The sequence below is a fragment of the Termitidicoccus mucosus genome, assembly GCF_038725785.1.
In the GTDB taxonomy this organism is placed as follows: Bacteria; Verrucomicrobiota; Verrucomicrobiia; order Opitutales; family Opitutaceae; genus Termitidicoccus; species Termitidicoccus mucosus.
In genome coordinates this window covers 4,758,794-4,774,060 of record NZ_CP109796.1, presented here as the reverse complement: position 1 = coordinate 4,774,060, position 15,267 = coordinate 4,758,794, and the positions used below count along the sequence as shown (strand labels likewise).

The window sequence follows — 15,267 nt, the reverse complement described above, 5'->3', positions numbered from 1 at the left end:
CTCCCGCAAGGAGCAGGACCGCCAGGAAGCCATTGCGGAACTCCGCAAATACATGAAACCGGGCATCACGGTGCTGACGATCCTGCGCCGGGTAAGCCCATCCGGGATGTCCCGGCTGATCGACATCCACGTCATCGTGGACAATGAACCGCTGCGCTTCACCTGGACCGCCGCGAGGGCGCTGGGATTGACCTACGACCGACGGCGCGAGGCGTTGCGCATCGACGGGTGTGGCCTAGACGTTGGCTTCGACGTGACCTACCGCCTGTCGAGTCTCCTCCACGGCGACGGCTACGCGCTCAAGCACCGGTGGCTGTGAGGATCAGCCACGAGGCGGCTCATAAAACGCCGCCTCTTATGGGCCGATCTTGGATGCAGACCGGCCCGGACGCGACCAACGGCAGCTGGGGCACGCCTACAAATTCGACTCGCCCGGTTGACACCGTCATGAGAATTAAACCGGCCCGCATATGTGCTTGGTCACTCCATGAAAAGCAATCGTATCCAGCCCAATCCTCAGTTTGAGGAGCTATGCGCAATCCTCAGCGCGCATCCCAACTGGCTGAAGCCGTGGTCCGGTGCATTTTTTCGTTTCCAGACGGTGGATTTCCCCACGGCGAAAGACGTGCTCAGCGGAAAGGGAGCAAGCCAGCATGGCGGGCGTTGGAATTCGCCCGGCATCAATGTGCTCTATGGCAGCACGACAGACACAACCGCCTTGGAAGAATGCAAGGCGAACGACCGTTACTACGGCGTCGTTACCAAGGCCCTACGATTGTTGGTCGCCATTGAGGCGCGGCTTTCCCGGCTGCTCGATCTCACCGATCCCGCCATCCGCCGACAGTTGGGCATTACGTTGAAGGAACTTTCAGCCGAGGACTGGAGGAAACTTCAGCGTGCGGGACAGGAAAGCCTTTCTCAAACCATTGGACGAGCCGCAGCGGCGGCCGGCGCAAGCGGATTGCTAGTCAGGTCGGCGGCGGTTTCTCGCGGCATCAATGTCGTGGTGTTTACCAAGGCACACCAAGCCGACCGGCTGGCAGTGGTGGAGGGCGACAAACTTGCCCGTCTCGGCGTGACAATGCGCACTTGACAACTGCAAAATTGCAGGTTTTATTGCAGGCATAATTTATGGCAACTGTCACCAAGACCAAAAAGAGCATCACGGCGCATCCCGCGTTTGGGACGTTCCGTTTCAGCCATCGGGGCGCTCGCGACTACGCCAGCCTGCTGCAACTCTACCGTGACACCTTTCATCTCCCTCAACCGATGCTGGTCCGCTTGACGGGCTTCTCGCCTCGTTCGGTGGCAAAATGGGGCCAAGGTGAGGCTCCCTCACTCAAACAGGAAAAAGCCCTCGTGGAAATGGATCGTTTGCTCGACGGCTTGGCCCGCGTGATGGAACCCGCTCAGGTTGGCCGCTGGTTGAAGCAGCCCAACACCGCCTTCGACGGCTCGACTCCTCTTCAAGTGGTGGAGCGTGGAGAAATCGACCGTATCTGGCGTATGCTCTACGATCTCGAATCAGGGCAGCCAGGGTAACACCCGTTACCACGAGAGAGTTATCAGACTCGATTCTGAAGCACCCTATGGTGGAATTAGCTATTAAAACAGAGAATGCTTAAGTCGCCCTCATTTTTGCTCCAGTGCTTGTAGTCCTGCCAGATTCAGTCCAGCATTTAATTTTAAGCATAAAATATATTGAGGGTATTCCTTCCATTTCCCAAGCCTCTAATTCAGGCGAAATTCCTTAATCGACCGCAGCGCTTTTTAGTCGAAATAGAATTAAAAAATGGATCAAGATGCTTGATTTATTGCGCTAACCCAGGGGCACTTAAAGGCTGCGAAGTAAATGAAGCCCCCGTTTTAGTCTGGGATAGTTCTAGCTTAATCAGAAAAAGAAAATATACTTGGCGTGCCATAAAAGTAGGTCCGACTTGGGTAGGAACAGATACTCATATCTCAAACCTATTGGTTGAGCTTTCTTTGCGAAGGAGGTTAATCCCTGGACTATTCCAATATGATATCTTAAAAAAAGAGCCCAAAGGAGAGTCGGGAATTCGATTGGATTTTCTTCTGAAGGATGGGAAGAAGCGTTGTTATATTGAAATAAAAAGTGCAATTATCGTTCAAGATCGCTCTGTTCAGTTTCCTGACTCCAAAAGCCCTAGGACAATCAAGCAACTGCAGGAATTGATTACTGAAGCCAATAACGGCCATCGTGCCATATTGTTTTTCTTAATTCAACGCGGTGATGTAAATGAAATGAGAATAAATAAAAACTGTGATCCAGAATTTAATTACGCATTCAATCGAGCCCTTGTTGAGGGGGTAGAAATTATAGCCGTTAAGCACAATATCACGAAAGCTGGATTTGGTTTCCCGACAGTAATACCCGTGAAATACTAATGCAATCTACATTGAACTCAAGTGGGACTCGAGAAGCTCGATAATTCTACAACAAACATCATCTATTAATTCACAATAATCAAGAATTACTGAGTTTGATGGGCTACTTACCACACGGCCGGTATGGGCACACTCGTTCCGAACCGAAATAAAGAGATCCAAATCGCTTTTAAGAGAAGCCCAAGGCCTTCGCCCATTAGCCATCGCATCGATTTGATTCGCAGGAGAATTAACGCCTAAATTCTCTAAGAAAGATTTAATCACTGCTCCTGACGGGTTACCCCCCGTAAAGGCGAAAGCTTCCCATAACGGCCTAGCAGGACTATTTCTTGCTCCCTCGGCAATGCGAACTGAAATATCATATTGTGATGAAGTTACCCAAGTTATTCTATTCTTGGCCACATCGCTCAAAATCCTTCCGCCACCTTCAAAATGGCGTTTTTTTATTATAGCAGGTAAATCAGCAAAGGCCTTGCCCCGCCCGGATACGCCAATCATGAACCTTTGCGAGCAATCCCGCATGAAGGTCTCAAGAAACCCACTAAGCACTACCGGCATAGCATTGTGGATCAGGCTATGCCGTGCAAGATCCTCTTGTCTGAGAGCGAGTGAGGAGCTTTCTTGAGCTAGACTAGCCAAAACGCTTCTAACTCCATTGGTCGAATCATATAAATCAGCTAGGACGTTTCTCATCTTGTGCCATCAAGCAATTGTTGACATGACGATTTCCTTAGCCAAGCGAAGTCGAGTTTCAATAGCCCCTTTGCCATTAGTGCCAGCTGTAGTCACGCGTGCAAATTCTGGTGTCAGACATAAGTTATCTAGATTATGCCTGAGGTTAAGAATGATATCTGGAGTTAATTTTGCAGGTAAAACGTCTGCAAGTGCGTTCATAATTGCATCCGCAAGGGGGGCCGATTTATTTTTTTTCCTCCCACCGCCGGCAATCGGCCGCTGGAATGCATCTGTTCCAAAAACTGCCAGTGTATTTTTGCAGCTTACCTCAAATCGTTGTCTATCGTGCTGCTGAATGACCGGGTCAGATTCATATGATTGATTTCTAGAGGCCATAAAGTCGCTGAGGAAATCTTTGAATTTGAGGCCACCTTGGTATGCGGGCACCGCAAAAAATCTAAGCACAAGCTCAAGGTCGAACATTCTGTTGAAAACAGGATCTGCACCGCGAGCGGAGCCTGTCGCTGGTATCTGCCAAAGTTTAAGAAAATCCGCATTAATCGAAAGGTCATGTAGGGTCTTGTTGAATTTTCCGGGGAATACTGCATTTCGTATTTCCATAGGCAATGCAACAACACCGCCCGTATTTAAGCGGTCAAAGACATCATATTTAACCTGTGGGGACGATTCCTTCAGAACAACTACGGCGGGAACAAAACGACGAGTGAAATACTTATCGAGTCCATCGTCTTGGAGGTCGGCAAAGCTCTTGTCGTTTAATTCTGACCACACTCTTAGATTCCGCAATTTAAAATTATTTCTTAAGAATTCATATATAGCAGTGAGGCGCTGTCGTCCATCCAAGACGGCATAAGTTCCATAATCAACCTCACCAAGGAATACAGGAGGGATCGGGATATTCATTATTATTGATTCAATAAATCGAGAACGGCGCTCGATGTCCCATATGCTTCGGCGCTGAAAATCTGGACTTAAATCAATCTGTCCTTTCTTTGGCTCAAGCATTACTGGCAATGTTGAAATTGGAAGTTCAATTTTTTGAGTAACAATCTGCCGCATCTGAACGCTATACTTATCCTCAAGCGCAGGCAGTTGTTCAGTATCCTGATCCTTGCTATCGGAATCGATTTCCGACAAGATCTCATTTATATTTTGAATTTCAGTCATGTGATTATATCAATTCCTTGAGAATCTTCTCTCCATTAATGCATTCGTAATCTCTATTGTAATGCCCGTCATGACCGCGAAAGATGCAGCCAAAATCTCATCGTAGTTTTTCCGCGTAACTCCGCTTTTGGTCTCACCATGTGAGATTTTGTTTCTCATTCCAAGTAATCGATCGATACTCCCATCGAAGGGCTTAAATAAATCATGCGGCAATCCTAATTGATATAAAATTTTTCTCAGGACAATGGGTTTAAGATTAGACTCCGTATCAATGACTGAATCTGATATATTAACTATTTTATCGCCGAAGTACGAAGCGCGTTCCACAAATTCTCTATCTCGAGCGAAACGATGGAGTTTACTATCATCAGGAAGTGCATTTTTAAATACTGCACATTTCTGCGTCGGATTTCTCAGGGCCGCGAATAGATCAGCAAGGGAGGCAGCAGCTAGGGCGTAATTGGCTTGGTCACACTTAATGCCGGCACCGTTGATGCAGTTCACGTATACAGTCAGGGCAAACTTACAGAACCCTTCAAAATGGGCGTATAATATAACTATCAGCGCTCGGCGATAAATTTCCAAATCTGACTCACTTAAGGATGCTCCTTGATTTTGCAAAAAGCGAAGCTCGTCTTGGCGCCATTTAAAATCCGCTTCAAGCTGAGCGCGAATAGAATCTAGATTCATATTAACCCCCGCAGACGCTCCGCAACAAAATTGATTCTCTCTGCTAGGGGGCCTGGCGAATTTTTTCCTCCTCCTGTCGTAATTCGCAGGAACTCTGAATCCAATTTGATTTCCGTGAACTTCTGTTTAAGTGCTGCCATCAAATCAACATTTGATATGTCTATTTTATCCAATACCTCCTGTATGCCAATTGAGAAGGCCTCAAAGTGATAGACGCTAAAGCCCTTGGTTATACTACCTCTGGTAGCGCTGGCATATGTGAATGACAACGGTCCTAATGTCTGGGCAAATATTGAGAATGTTTTAGTGAAAATGAGCCGTTCGGCATTGTAATCAAAGGTTAGCCCGCTCTCCGAGTCAGCCACCTGCTCCATATATTCCGTCATGAAGTCGGAAACATCGTGCTTAAAGGCAGCTCTATTATTTTTCAGAGAGAAGAATCGTAGGATTAATTCTTGGTCAAAAGCGGAAAGGCGTCTTTCGGATGTAATAGTCTCAATGGATAAGGAGAAATTGGTGTCTTTGCTTAATTCTATAATAAAATCATTGAAGGTGCCATCAAGCAGCCTGATCGTGCAATTTCTTACTTGTTGGGAAGAGAGAACTTGTCCACCGGTATTCAGACGTTTAAACATGTGATACTTAAAGCGAGCATCACTACCTTTCCTCACGACCTCTACCCCCACGAACGCACGTTTAAGCTTAATTTGGAGAGAAGTCCCCAAATCATCCCAAGTTTTCCCATTTAGCTCATTTACAATATCGCAATCCGCTAAAACCAACTTATCTCCGACCTCAACTTTGGGGTCCAGATGAGGAGCATTTAAAAGACCGCGCAGATGCAGATATGACGATATACGCTGCAATCCATCAATCAAAAGATAGCGACCATCATCTTCTTCTACCACATATATAGGCGGCACGGGCATCTCCAAGAGCAACGATTCGATAAAGCGTGAGCGGGCACCCTCCGTCCACTGAAACAGTCGCTGATAATCCGGTGAAATATCAAGTTCTTTATTTCCATACATATCAACCAATTCATTGAATGACATGTCAAGACGTTGCGTATGAACTTTCTTTATGCGCGAATCTATGGCTGCTATTAGATCTGCCGCCGAAGTCGAATTCAATGTGGGGTTCGTCATATTAGTTAGTTTTTTGAAAAACACAGAACTGACTCAGTTGCAGTGACATTACTACGATATTTTCTTACATCCGGATTAACCCCAGCCATGGTGCGATGATGTTTAAAATCTTGCCTTCGATTCAACCCCATAGAATGGCTAGCCGCCATATCGGCTATAATCGTCGGCAAATCATTGTGTATCTCTTTGTAATGGGAATCTTGGACAACCAGCACACAGTGCCCATCTTTCCTTAGTATTCTGGATATTTCGCTAAGGGAATTATAAATAGAGGCAAAATATTGCAGATGACTTTTCAGATAATAGGACTTTGAGGCCTTTGATGGATGAATGGATAATTTATCCAGAAACCCGAGACATGTCGGCCCCCAAGCAAGATTTTGTTCGGGTGCAACTTTGGGAACAGTCGATGTTCCGATTAGTCGGCGTCTAAGTTCCTCGAATTCCACATCACCTCGATATCCCAAAATTGCTAATTCAGGAGAAGTTGCGACAGCATAGTCTATGCGCGTGCAATAAGGCGGAGACGAGAGAACAAAATCCATAGTTCCATTCTTTAATGGTATAGAGTCAGATGATCCGATGTCTATAGTGACTTCGCTGTCTTTTGAGGTTAAATCAGTCGCGAGTGCAGTCACCATGGATTCCGTTTGGGCAAGAAATATTGACTTAATTTGCTCTATAGATGGGCGAAGCCGCGAACGTTGATCGGCTGGTTTCTTTATCCAAGTTGGATTACTACCTGAAAAACCGCCCATAAGACTGCGCATGGTGCGGAAAAGGGCCACGTAAAAGAAAGCTGCCAGATCGGAAATAGTCTTAATGCGGTCATAACTGCATACTTTTACATAGTCACATCCACTTATTAAAAGCTTCTGGATTCCAAGCTCGATACTGCGAATTCCTGAAGCGGATTCGGGTATGAACCAAGTGGATATCGCAGCCGCGAAATCATCTGCAGGCATCTTTATGCCCTCTGCAGCAGAGCAAATTGCCTTGGCAAGTGGCACCAAGCTGCCGCGTTCTCTTTTATTTAACATCCTCGCTTTAGCGGCTATAACCATTACCGGATTCAGATCATAACCAAATGCAGTATGGCCAATCCCAGCCGCTGCCGCAGTAGTTGTTCCACTTCCATTCCAAGGATCGATAATCGCCGATCCCCCGCCCAATTTTGCGGAGGCAAGGAGGCTATGGGCAAAGCTCTGGGAAAAGCCAGCGTAATACGGATACCAGCTAGCCCGTCCGGATTGGTTTTCGGATTCTCGTTTGGGGTTTAAGATGGTAAATTTCTCAGAAGGCTGCACAGGAGCAACGTAACCGGTCAAAGCCCGATGTCGAGATTCTCATATGAGAGACCACGCAAAACTCCAAGTTGTTTATTTTTAATTAAATAAATAGTAAATTGACTGACACTCGGTGGTTCGAGTCGGACCGAACCAGAGGATTGCCAAGGTTAGCACCTGCGACGGCGGGGCGGGCTTCGCGCTGACGCACTCAGCCCGTCTTTCCGCCTCAAGGTCGTCCACTCTGTGCGTGGCTCCGCGCGACCGGTGCTGGCCGGAAGCACCCTCCGGGTCGGCCTTTTTCAAGGTTCGGCTGGGGAAGGACCGCACAACTGCTCTCCGCGCGCTCGTTGGCGCGCACAACTCCTCCCTTTCCCTGCGTGGCTCCCGCCGCGATCCGGTGCCTCAACCCGCCGCTAGCAAGCGAGCTGGCGGGCGACCCGCGCGAACATCGCGACGGATACCGTGCCGAGAGCAAAAGCGCCGGATTTCCTTGAGGTCGATTTCCAGCCCTTGGTCGAGCAGATGGGCGTGAAGCTCACGGACGCGATAGGATTTGGCGGGATGCCGGAGGATGTAGAAGAGCACCTGCAACCGCCACCAGTCGCCGTAGCCGAGCGCCGCCCGGCGCATGGGCTTTTCCCGATAACGTTTCAGGAAGGTAAGCGCCTGGTTGAGGTGCTTGAGCGGACGACGCCGGCCGGTCGGGATCACCGACTGCATCAGATCCAATGCCGCTTTCATGACCGCTGGCGACGGCTCCCTTCCCCAGTCGTGAGCCAGCATGAAAATGCCGGGATCAACCGTGGCGGCCTGATACTCGCGCGTGAGGGCGGCGACCTGGCTCCAGGTCAGGCCACCATAACGCTTCGCCGGCATCCGTTCGCGCAACTCGCCAAACACCTCTTCACGCATCGATGAATCTTCCGCCAATTCGGCAAACGTGCGGGGCGGTTTCGACGCGGGGTCGGCCAGCCGCGCCATGAACTTCTTCCGAGCTACCGGCGAACGGCCAAACTCCTCCGTCAGCCAGTGACGAAGCTCCGGAGACTTCCGGCAAAGCTGGAAAAACAGGTCCGCTGTCGCGCTTTCGTCCGTCTCGTTCAGCAGGTCGCGCTGGATCACTTCGTCCGGGTTGGATGCGGGCGCTTTCATGGCTCCAGTTTATTGGTCAGCGACGAGGTCGACAAGTTCGCCGGAGAGTTTTCGAAGAGCGGACGCAGCAGCCCGTAAAGCGGGCGCAGGTCTCGCCGGTAGGCTTCGGCCTGCTCAGGCGAAATCCGCCCGTGCTGTTGATCCGAGCGCAACGCCACCACCAGCTTGCCGGCGAAGCGGACGTGCGCGGGTAGTTTGCTGACATGGGCCGATCCGGTTCGCTCCTTGGGTTCGGTGGCGATGCCGAGACGGAGGTAGGCTTGGCGCAGGCTCAGGCCGCGCAGGAAGGCCACGTTGTCCACGCTGCGCGCCAGCTTCATGTATTTCTGGGCGGTGCGCGGCGCGCCCTGAAAATTCTGTTCGAGCCAGAGAAGCCACGCGCCGCCGCCCATGCGGCGGAGGACGCGCTTTTTCTCGGCAAGGAGCAGTTGGCCGGCCTGCCAAGCCGCCGCCAACGCGCCGTGCAACGATTCGTGCGAAGCCACGGTCAATCGCTGCACCTCGGCGTAAAGACGGTTGATTTCGGAGGCGGCGGCATGGGACGCCGTGGTTTGGGCAGCAGTGGTTTTCATGACGGCAGGCCCATGCTCAGGCGGAAGTGGTTCACCAATTTGTGGACGGTCTGCCGGGTGCGCCCGGTCGGGTCGCCGATTTGTTCGAGGGTCGCCCCGTCGAGCAGATCGGGACGCACGCAGTAGAGGGCAACTGTGGCCCGCAGTCCCCGGTCTTCGAGGGTGGGCGCGTCCGCCATCCAGATCAACAGGTGGCACATGGCCTCGCTCGCCTGCGTTCGGGCTTCCTAGCGGGGATCGATGGGATCGGCGAAGAAGGAATCGGTATCGGTTGGATTTTTCATGGGTGGATTTGGGTTCGCCGCCACCTTACTCCCGCTCCGGTTTTGCTAATAGCGGAGCAAATCCGTTCCGGATTTTGGGTCGCTCAAAACGCCTCTCACGGTTCGCCCCCGTGCAGGCTGGAACAACAAAAACGCCGCGCCGGAATGAACCAGCGCGGCGGGTGCTTTCCCTTGTAGTTGAATTCAACTACACATCCGAGCGAACCCGGCGATGCTTGAGCAGATAGGCGCGGACTTCATCGGCATCGAACCGGAGCAGCCGCCCGAGGTAGAGGTGCGGCAGGCCGGTGCGCAGCAGGTTGTGAACGTGCCGGACCGTGCAGCGCAGATACGTCGCCACTTGATCGACGGTCCAGAGGTTTTCGGTCGTTTGGGTTTGGGTGGGGGGAGTGTTGGTTTCCATGCCCTTCATCGGCTGTCACCGGGAAGCAGGCCGACATGTCCAATTCAGCCGGCAACGGCACGCAGGCTTGCCCAGGCAAGCCGTTGCTCCAGAATCGGTTCATGATCCGGTTGCTTTTACCCTGCACGGGAAGTGACGGGGCGAAGCCATCTTTGCAGAAAGCGGCTTCCGATTTTTGGGTCGGAAGCCGCTTCACGCGCTCAAGCCGCCATGCGTTGCGGCTCCACCACCGGCAGCGGGATCGCCGGCTTCGATTCAAACCACGCGGTGGCCTCGTCAGGCCCGACCAATTCCCGATAATGCTGGAAGATCACGTCCGGCGAGTTGCCCGCTTCGAGCGCCACGCGGGCGGTGTCGTTGATCTGCGCCACCCGATAGGTGATGTAGGAGTGCCGGAAGCCGTTGTCCTTGAGGGCAACGTCCGTGCCTTCCATCGCGCGGGCAAAGGCCGAGCGCGGATCGACGTAGTCGGTGATCGGGCCGCTTTCCTTGCGGAAGGGCAGCAGCCAGTCGCGAAGCGCATCATGCAGGGGAACGAGCCGGCGCGCCTTGGTGCGGACCTTGTTCGAGGCGACTTCGACAAAGTTGCGTTCGAAGTTGATGTTCTCCCAACGCAGCAGTGCCAGTTCCGAGACGCGGGCACCAATGAAGGCCGCACAGGCGACCCAAGGGAACACGTCCGGGCGTTTGGCCTTCACGGTTTCCAGGATGATCCGCAGGTCAGCCGGCGAGTAGATCGCAACCTTGGTCGCAGGCACCTTATAAACCATCATGCCGTCGAATTCGGTCGGGCGGTTGGCCGGCAGGTAGCCGTTGGCCTTCGCCCAATTTCCGAAGGTGATGCAGATTTTGCGGACATCGTTTTTCGTGACCGGTTGCCACCGCTGTCCGCCCAGCCATTTGTCGAGGTCGGGTGTGCGGAAGAGCGGCAGGGTGCGGCCCGGATAAGCCGCGCCCAGCCGGCCCAGTTGACGTTTGATGTTTTGGACATAGTCGCTGGCGACTCCCATCGCTTTGCGGCCAGCGGCGAAGTCGGCGACCATTTCCAGGAAGGTTTTGTCGGCGGCGTGGTCCCGGTGGAATTCGAGATAAAAATCCACCGCGTCGCTGATGGAGACCGCGCGGCCAGCGAGCTTGGCGTGAGCCTTCGCGAAAAGGTCGGCGCAGACGTGCAGGGGCAGGCCGGTGGCAGTGACATGCTTTCGCGCGACCACGTAGCTTTCCATATCCGAGGAGGTCAGCGCCTCCGCTTCCTGCACGGTGAGCGCGAGACGGCCCAACACGAGCTTGGCATCCTGGCGCGCCTCCGGCAGCTTCGCGAATGTCTTACGCTGACGATGACCGCCCTCCTGATGACGTTGGTGAGGACTATTGGCTTCGATTTCATGACGTTTGGGTTGTTGTCAACCGCGTGTCATGCACCCGTCTCGAAACCACGTATCCCGTTGATCTGCTATGGATTTAACCTAGCCTTTGACGTTCGGCAAAAATTTATGACGCCCCGCCAATCTGAAATCTCGGCTGAATCCTACGCAGCATCAGTGTTAGCCCGCGCCGGCTATCAAGTGTCTGTCCAGTATGGCGCGAATCAGCCGGATTATGACCTCGTCGCAGAAAAACCCGGGCGCATCTTGTTGGTTTCAGTAAAGGGAAGTCAGGATGGTGGTTGGCCGCTCGCCGTTGCCCGGAAAAAGAAGGAGGTCACATATCATCAGGCGATCGACGAATGGAAGGCGACGCAAAGGAAAGATATCGTGTTTATTTTCGTGCAGTTTCTCGGGATACCGCTGACATCGGCACCTCGTGTTTACGTGGCGCGTCCGGATGATGTTGCGACTTATATGAAGTCGCAGTGCAACGGAAGGGGACACTGTTCATTGGCAGAGAATTACCGACGCGATCACCCAAAGTCCCACTATACTCAGCAAATCCCGAAAGATTGGAATTTTAGCCAAGTGCGAATCGATACGATATGAAGAAAGAGCCGAACCACGCGTCCGAGCCAATGCGCATGGACACACGTCCTGAATGCGAAAGCACTTGCCTGCGCATGGCTCATCTTAACGATCGGCGGAAAGACATGAGTGACGATATCCAGATCAAGCTGACGCAGGCCGAGGCACTCCTTGTTTTCGAGGCCTTGGCCAAGCTCGAAGAGAAGAAGCTGCTCGACGTTCACGTGTCGGAGGAAGAGCGGACTGCATGCTGGGCTCTCGAAGCCCTTCTCGAGAAGGAGCTGCCGGTGTTTGCCTCGAACTACCTCTCATTGGTTGCGCAAGCGAAGCGTGCCATCAAAGGCGAAGAGCCGATCCAGCCACCACAGACAACGACCGGGAGCTCCGCTCCCGATCGTGTCTGAGCTCAATCGTTGATCTAGCTGCGAATATACAAGCTCAAAAAAGCAAAGCCAGTCCCCAATTTTTCGTTTGGGATTTATGTTTATATAAACTGCCGCCGCCGGAGGCACAGGACAGGGACCGGTCGATTATGGGATAAACGCGTGCGTGGGTTGGGTGCGTGATCCTGGTTTTCACCGTGATCGTGCTGATCTTCGCGGGTTGGTTACCGACAGTGCATTGGTGCGTCTTGCCCGCATGCTCTAGGCTCGTGCGTGGCGGGCGGATCGCTCCGTGCCCGCTGCCCCTAACGTTAACATGCATGGGCCGGCCGCCCGGTCCTGACTGGTGCCGCCAAACGGCGGTTCTCAAAGAACACCCTGCCGCCCGCGTCGCCTCAGGCGCCCGGTCATCGCCGGCCAGTCCGTCTGCAACATCGCCCGTAAAGCGGCCATCTCCCGAGCCAGCGACGGTCACCTTTGGCTTCACCTCGCGCGACCAGGTGCCGGCGCGTTTGTAGCTGACCTGAATCTTCCACGACAGTTCCTGGTGCCGCGGCTGCCCTTCCTGCCGTTTGGACAGCTGCGCGGATACTTTGGCGGCAGCCGGCGTGCTGCACCGTCTCGATCAATATCCAACGGGCGTGCGCGTTGCCCGATCGAGCCGAGCCTGCGGCTCTCCGGTGCTCTCTCCTGGGCACCAGCCCGAGAACGCCATCAGCTCGCGTGGATGCGCGAACCTCCTCACGTCTCCCTCCGCCACCAGCACCGCCGCGGCCACCAGTTGGAAGCCTCGGATCGTCATGAGCGCCTCCACGCCCGGATACAGCCGCCACAACGGCGCCTGCAAGCCCAGCAACTGCTCGAGCCGCGACACCTCGCACTGGTGACCGCCAGCAGATACCCTCCAGCAGCCTTCATGGGGGCGCGGCAGCTCCAGCCCGCAGGTAGCGGCGGTGCGCCTCGCTCCAGTTGGCTGCCCGAGTAACGGTAGCCGTGTCGCAACAGGAACGACTTGAGCGCTGCCGCGCGCGTCAGGCCGCACCGCGTCGGCCCGCTCGTGGAGGTCCCGGATGGCCTGTCCACCGCCTCCGGCACGCACGGTCACTCCGCCCGGTGCAACCGCCAGCATCTGTGCGTCGCGCCGGTCGGTCTTGCGGCGGTTGCCCTTGTCCACCGGCGTCCTCGACGGCGCCACCACCACGCAGTCGATGTCCAACTGCCGCAGCCGCCGGTAGAGCACGTAGCCGGTCGGCCCCGCCTCGTAGGCCACGTGCAGCTCCCCGCCGTCGGCTCCGACCTTCCTCAACGCACGCTCCACCGCGTGCAGGTCGCTGCTGACCTGTCCGTAAAGGCGAACCTCGCCCTCGCGGCCGCCGTCGGCCACCGCGATCATGATCGTATCCTTGTGGACATCCAGCCCCACATAGTGTTGTGTCTTTTTCATGCGCTTGTCCTCGTTTTCAGGTTGTTATGGTTTGTCCTTCAGCCTTGTGGCTCGGCCCGCTCCTCACGGGCAACCCACGTCCAAGGGACAAGCGCCTTCTTTCACTGCCTGCGCTCATCCGCAGCTATAATGTCTAGCCAAAAGAATGAAGATATTAACCCTCAGTATATTTTTAATACTCGCTAGTGTCGCGACTCAATTACGAGCTGAAGATTATGACACCCCTAAATTGGAAAAGAAAGTTTGGAAGGATTCTAAGAGCGATTTATCCATCGTACAATTGAAGGATACGAGTTTAATCACTCCTGACACCTGCGGTAGTATAGAAATTAAAAAGCTTCCTGCCATTTACGCTCGTTTCACGGTTAAGAATAATGGGAAAGTGAAAAAAAAGCTATGCATATTGGCATTATCTGAGACTGCCACTTATGCTATTATTGCTATTGGTTCGGAGATTCCTACATTCGAAACAATTGGGACACATGTCGAGATGACTGGAACGCCACTAGCCTCGTCCCGTGCACCGTTAGATGTGATAGCAAAGGCGACGGATTCATTTTTTGAGGATGTGCGTCGCAAATAAAAAGAAGAAAGAGGCTTCTCTGAGAGATGAAGTCAAGTGAGGCGATTACATAGAGGGGAAAGGTGATTATAAAATATGCTTTCCTTGGGTTTGTTGCCCCTAGCCGGGGGAGCGGGGGCGGCAATGAGCGCCCCGCATTGTAGATGTAATCAAGGCGGGTCCGATGGCCTGGGCGGGATGTCGCGGGGGATCAACAGATCCTGTGATCACACTTCCCTAAGCGGCGGACATGTTTCGGCCCAGCGCAGCGTAATGGTTTGATCCCCGGCCCTCCATCCTGACCAAAGATGCGTGTGTGTTTCACCTCATCAGCTCTCTTCAGGAGCGGCTGGGGAAAGTGGTTTGCCCGGGGGCGGCGCGGGCATGTAGTCGCGTTTTTCATGGAGCATTTGCCAGGCGATTTTCGCCATGCGCCGGGCGGTTATTATGATCGCGTTGTTGGGCAGTTTGCCGCGCGCGCGGTGGCGTTTGCCGATGCGTTCCTCCATGGTCTTGACCTGCGTTTGCAGCAGCGCGTGCAGTTGCAGTTCGTCGTCGAGCACGGCGCGTTCGCCCGCGGGCAGTTTTATGCGGTTGAGCCACGAGAGCCCGCGTTTGCCGAACAGGTCCGTGAAGACGGGCCGCTCGACCCGGGGTGCCGGTCGATGAGGCTGTGGATGCGGTTGCGCGTCATCGTGCGCAGCCGCGTGAGCCAGAGGCGCTGGCGCAGCAGATTTTTCCTCGCGCGCACGGCCGGGCGGGCACATGCACGCGGCTGATGAAATTGCCTCGCAACAGCGTCGCAAGGGCGTGCGCGTCGACTTTGTCGTTCTTGTTCATCGACTCGGCGATGATGCGGTTCTTCGCCGGGTTCGAGAGCGCCACGTCCTCCACGCCCTCGATCCCCTCGAGCAGATCGTAGAGCGCGCCCCAGTTCCAACACGCCTCCATGACCACCTTGCACGGGGCGCCCAGCGCCTTGACGTACGCCTCGAAGGCTTCCGGGGCGTTGGCGTTGATCCGCGCTTCGCGGATGATGCGGCCTTGCCCGTCAACCGTGCAGGCCACCGAATAATGTTTGTGATAATCGATTCCGGTATAGTAACTCATAAT

The 15,267-nt window shown here is 53.8% G+C and carries 20 protein-coding genes; 7 read left to right on the top strand and 13 right to left on the bottom strand.

The annotated features are described in order from the left end of the window. The first annotated feature begins 52 nt into the window (after positions 1-52). The 4 genes from OH491_RS16640 (at position 53) to sfsA (ending at position 2,409) form a co-directional block, all read left to right on the top strand. Entirely contained in the window at positions 53-319 is a 267-nt protein-coding gene (locus OH491_RS16640) for a hypothetical protein (protein ID WP_068770460.1), read from the top strand. 168 nt (positions 320-487) lie between these two features. Continuing rightward, positions 488-1,093 (top strand): RES family NAD+ phosphorylase, encoded by a 606-nt coding sequence (locus tag OH491_RS16635; RefSeq protein ID WP_068770461.1) that lies wholly within the window; start codon positions 488-490, stop codon positions 1,091-1,093. A gap of 38 nt (positions 1,094-1,131) precedes the next feature. Further along, positions 1,132-1,542 carry an antitoxin Xre/MbcA/ParS toxin-binding domain-containing protein gene (locus OH491_RS16630; RefSeq protein ID WP_068770462.1) on the top strand — a complete coding sequence of 137 codons (411 nt, stop codon included), beginning with the start codon at positions 1,132-1,134 and terminating at the stop codon, positions 1,540-1,542. Positions 1,543-1,701: 159 nt separating this feature from the next. After that, positions 1,702-2,409 (top strand): DNA/RNA nuclease SfsA, encoded by a 708-nt coding sequence (gene sfsA, locus OH491_RS16625; protein ID WP_342750604.1) that lies wholly within the window; start codon positions 1,702-1,704, stop codon positions 2,407-2,409. A gap of 6 nt (positions 2,410-2,415) precedes the next feature. Here the strand turns inward: sfsA and OH491_RS16620 are convergent, their stop codons facing one another. From OH491_RS16620 to OH491_RS16575, 10 genes are all read right to left on the bottom strand, one after another. After that, positions 2,416-3,102, bottom strand: a complete 687-nt coding sequence (locus OH491_RS16620; RefSeq protein WP_342750603.1) for a HEPN domain-containing protein — start codon at positions 3,100-3,102, stop codon at positions 2,416-2,418. Between the two features lie 9 nt (positions 3,103-3,111). Continuing rightward, positions 3,112-4,272, bottom strand: coding sequence for a DUF262 domain-containing protein (locus OH491_RS16615; RefSeq protein ID WP_342750602.1), 1,161 nt, complete (start codon positions 4,270-4,272; stop codon positions 3,112-3,114). A 9-nt stretch (positions 4,273-4,281) separates the two neighbouring features. After that, positions 4,282-4,962, bottom strand: a complete 681-nt coding sequence (locus tag OH491_RS16610) for an MAE_28990/MAE_18760 family HEPN-like nuclease (RefSeq protein WP_342750601.1) — start codon at positions 4,960-4,962, stop codon at positions 4,282-4,284. Then, positions 4,959-6,017, bottom strand: coding sequence for a DUF262 domain-containing protein (locus OH491_RS16605; protein WP_342750600.1), 1,059 nt, complete (start codon positions 6,015-6,017; stop codon positions 4,959-4,961). The genes OH491_RS16610 and OH491_RS16605 overlap by 4 nt, the downstream gene beginning before the upstream one ends. 98 nt (positions 6,018-6,115) lie before the next feature. Further along, entirely contained in the window at positions 6,116-7,438 is a 1,323-nt protein-coding gene (locus OH491_RS16600; RefSeq protein ID WP_342750599.1) for a hypothetical protein, read from the bottom strand. Between the two features lie 363 nt (positions 7,439-7,801). Further along, positions 7,802-8,551, bottom strand: a complete 750-nt coding sequence (locus tag OH491_RS16595; RefSeq protein WP_068770463.1) for a hypothetical protein — start codon at positions 8,549-8,551, stop codon at positions 7,802-7,804. Next, on the bottom strand, positions 8,548-9,123 hold the full coding sequence (locus OH491_RS16590) for a hypothetical protein (RefSeq protein WP_068770464.1): 576 nt from the start codon (positions 9,121-9,123) through the stop codon (positions 8,548-8,550). The genes OH491_RS16595 and OH491_RS16590 overlap by 4 nt, the downstream gene beginning before the upstream one ends. Further along, positions 9,120-9,323: a hypothetical protein gene (locus tag OH491_RS16585; RefSeq protein ID WP_145928798.1), complete on the bottom strand. Its 204-nt coding sequence runs from the start codon at positions 9,321-9,323 to the stop codon at positions 9,120-9,122. The genes OH491_RS16590 and OH491_RS16585 overlap by 4 nt, the downstream gene beginning before the upstream one ends. A 271-nt stretch (positions 9,324-9,594) precedes the next feature. Continuing rightward, positions 9,595-9,810, bottom strand: coding sequence for a helix-turn-helix domain-containing protein (locus OH491_RS16580; protein ID WP_334319319.1), 216 nt, complete (start codon positions 9,808-9,810; stop codon positions 9,595-9,597). 200 nt (positions 9,811-10,010) lie between these two features. Next, complete coding sequence (locus OH491_RS16575; RefSeq protein ID WP_342750598.1) at positions 10,011-11,093, bottom strand: site-specific integrase; 1,083 nt, start codon at positions 11,091-11,093, stop codon at positions 10,011-10,013. A gap of 54 nt (positions 11,094-11,147) precedes the next feature. Between OH491_RS16575 and OH491_RS16570 the strand changes: the two genes are divergently transcribed. Both OH491_RS16570 and OH491_RS16565 read left to right on the top strand, forming a co-directional pair. Continuing rightward, complete coding sequence (locus tag OH491_RS16570) at positions 11,148-11,786, top strand: hypothetical protein (RefSeq protein ID WP_342750597.1); 639 nt, start codon at positions 11,148-11,150, stop codon at positions 11,784-11,786. 104 nt (positions 11,787-11,890) lie between these two features. Next, complete coding sequence (locus OH491_RS16565) at positions 11,891-12,169, top strand: hypothetical protein (protein ID WP_145928799.1); 279 nt, start codon at positions 11,891-11,893, stop codon at positions 12,167-12,169. 604 nt (positions 12,170-12,773) lie between these two features. Here OH491_RS16565 and OH491_RS16560 read toward each other — a convergent pair. Beyond that, the gene (locus OH491_RS16560) at positions 12,774-13,592 is read right to left on the bottom strand and encodes an IS110 family transposase (RefSeq protein WP_342750596.1); all 819 of its coding nucleotides are present in this window, start codon (positions 13,590-13,592) and stop codon (positions 12,774-12,776) included. Between the two features lie 145 nt (positions 13,593-13,737). On the opposite strand from OH491_RS16560, the gene OH491_RS16555 reads away from it, so the two are divergent. Then, complete coding sequence (locus tag OH491_RS16555) at positions 13,738-14,175, top strand: hypothetical protein (RefSeq protein WP_342750595.1); 438 nt, start codon at positions 13,738-13,740, stop codon at positions 14,173-14,175. 308 nt (positions 14,176-14,483) lie between these two features. Here OH491_RS16555 and OH491_RS16550 read toward each other — a convergent pair whose 3' ends face one another. Next, positions 14,484-14,921 (bottom strand): hypothetical protein, encoded by a 438-nt coding sequence (locus tag OH491_RS16550; protein WP_334319320.1) that lies wholly within the window; start codon positions 14,919-14,921, stop codon positions 14,484-14,486. After that, the gene (locus tag OH491_RS16545; protein ID WP_068770471.1) at positions 14,845-15,264 is read right to left on the bottom strand and encodes an IS110 family transposase; all 420 of its coding nucleotides are present in this window, start codon (positions 15,262-15,264) and stop codon (positions 14,845-14,847) included. Before OH491_RS16545 ends, OH491_RS16550 begins: the two co-directional genes overlap by 77 nt. Positions 15,265-15,267: the final 3 nt, after the last annotated feature.

Coding starts and splice junctions, on each gene's coding strand:
- OH491_RS16640 (WP_068770460.1), top strand. CDS start 53: ATGAAACCGGGCATCACGGTGCTGACGATCCTGCGCCGGGTAAGCCCA.
- OH491_RS16635 (WP_068770461.1), top strand. CDS start 488: ATGAAAAGCAATCGTATCCAGCCCAATCCTCAGTTTGAGGAGCTATGC.
- OH491_RS16630 (WP_068770462.1), top strand. CDS start 1,132: ATGGCAACTGTCACCAAGACCAAAAAGAGCATCACGGCGCATCCCGCG.
- OH491_RS16620 (WP_342750603.1), bottom strand. CDS start 3,102: ATGAGAAACGTCCTAGCTGATTTATATGATTCGACCAATGGAGTTAGA.
- OH491_RS16615 (WP_342750602.1), bottom strand. CDS start 4,272: ATGACTGAAATTCAAAATATAAATGAGATCTTGTCGGAAATCGATTCC.
- OH491_RS16610 (WP_342750601.1), bottom strand. CDS start 4,962: ATGAATCTAGATTCTATTCGCGCTCAGCTTGAAGCGGATTTTAAATGG.
- OH491_RS16605 (WP_342750600.1), bottom strand. CDS start 6,017: ATGTCATTCAATGAATTGGTTGATATGTATGGAAATAAAGAACTTGAT.
- OH491_RS16595 (WP_068770463.1), bottom strand. CDS start 8,551: ATGAAAGCGCCCGCATCCAACCCGGACGAAGTGATCCAGCGCGACCTG.
- OH491_RS16590 (WP_068770464.1), bottom strand. CDS start 9,123: ATGAAAACCACTGCTGCCCAAACCACGGCGTCCCATGCCGCCGCCTCC.
- OH491_RS16585 (WP_145928798.1), bottom strand. CDS start 9,323: ATGTGCCACCTGTTGATCTGGATGGCGGACGCGCCCACCCTCGAAGAC.
- OH491_RS16580 (WP_334319319.1), bottom strand. CDS start 9,810: ATGGAAACCAACACTCCCCCCACCCAAACCCAAACGACCGAAAACCTC.
- OH491_RS16570 (WP_342750597.1), top strand. CDS start 11,148: ATGACCGCCCTCCTGATGACGTTGGTGAGGACTATTGGCTTCGATTTC.
- OH491_RS16565 (WP_145928799.1), top strand. CDS start 11,891: ATGAGTGACGATATCCAGATCAAGCTGACGCAGGCCGAGGCACTCCTT.
- OH491_RS16560 (WP_342750596.1), bottom strand. CDS start 13,592: ATGAAAAAGACACAACACTATGTGGGGCTGGATGTCCACAAGGATACG.
- OH491_RS16555 (WP_342750595.1), top strand. CDS start 13,738: ATGAAGATATTAACCCTCAGTATATTTTTAATACTCGCTAGTGTCGCG.
- OH491_RS16550 (WP_334319320.1), bottom strand. CDS start 14,921: ATGTGCCCGCCCGGCCGTGCGCGCGAGGAAAAATCTGCTGCGCCAGCG.
- OH491_RS16545 (WP_068770471.1), bottom strand. CDS start 15,264: ATGAGTTACTATACCGGAATCGATTATCACAAACATTATTCGGTGGCC.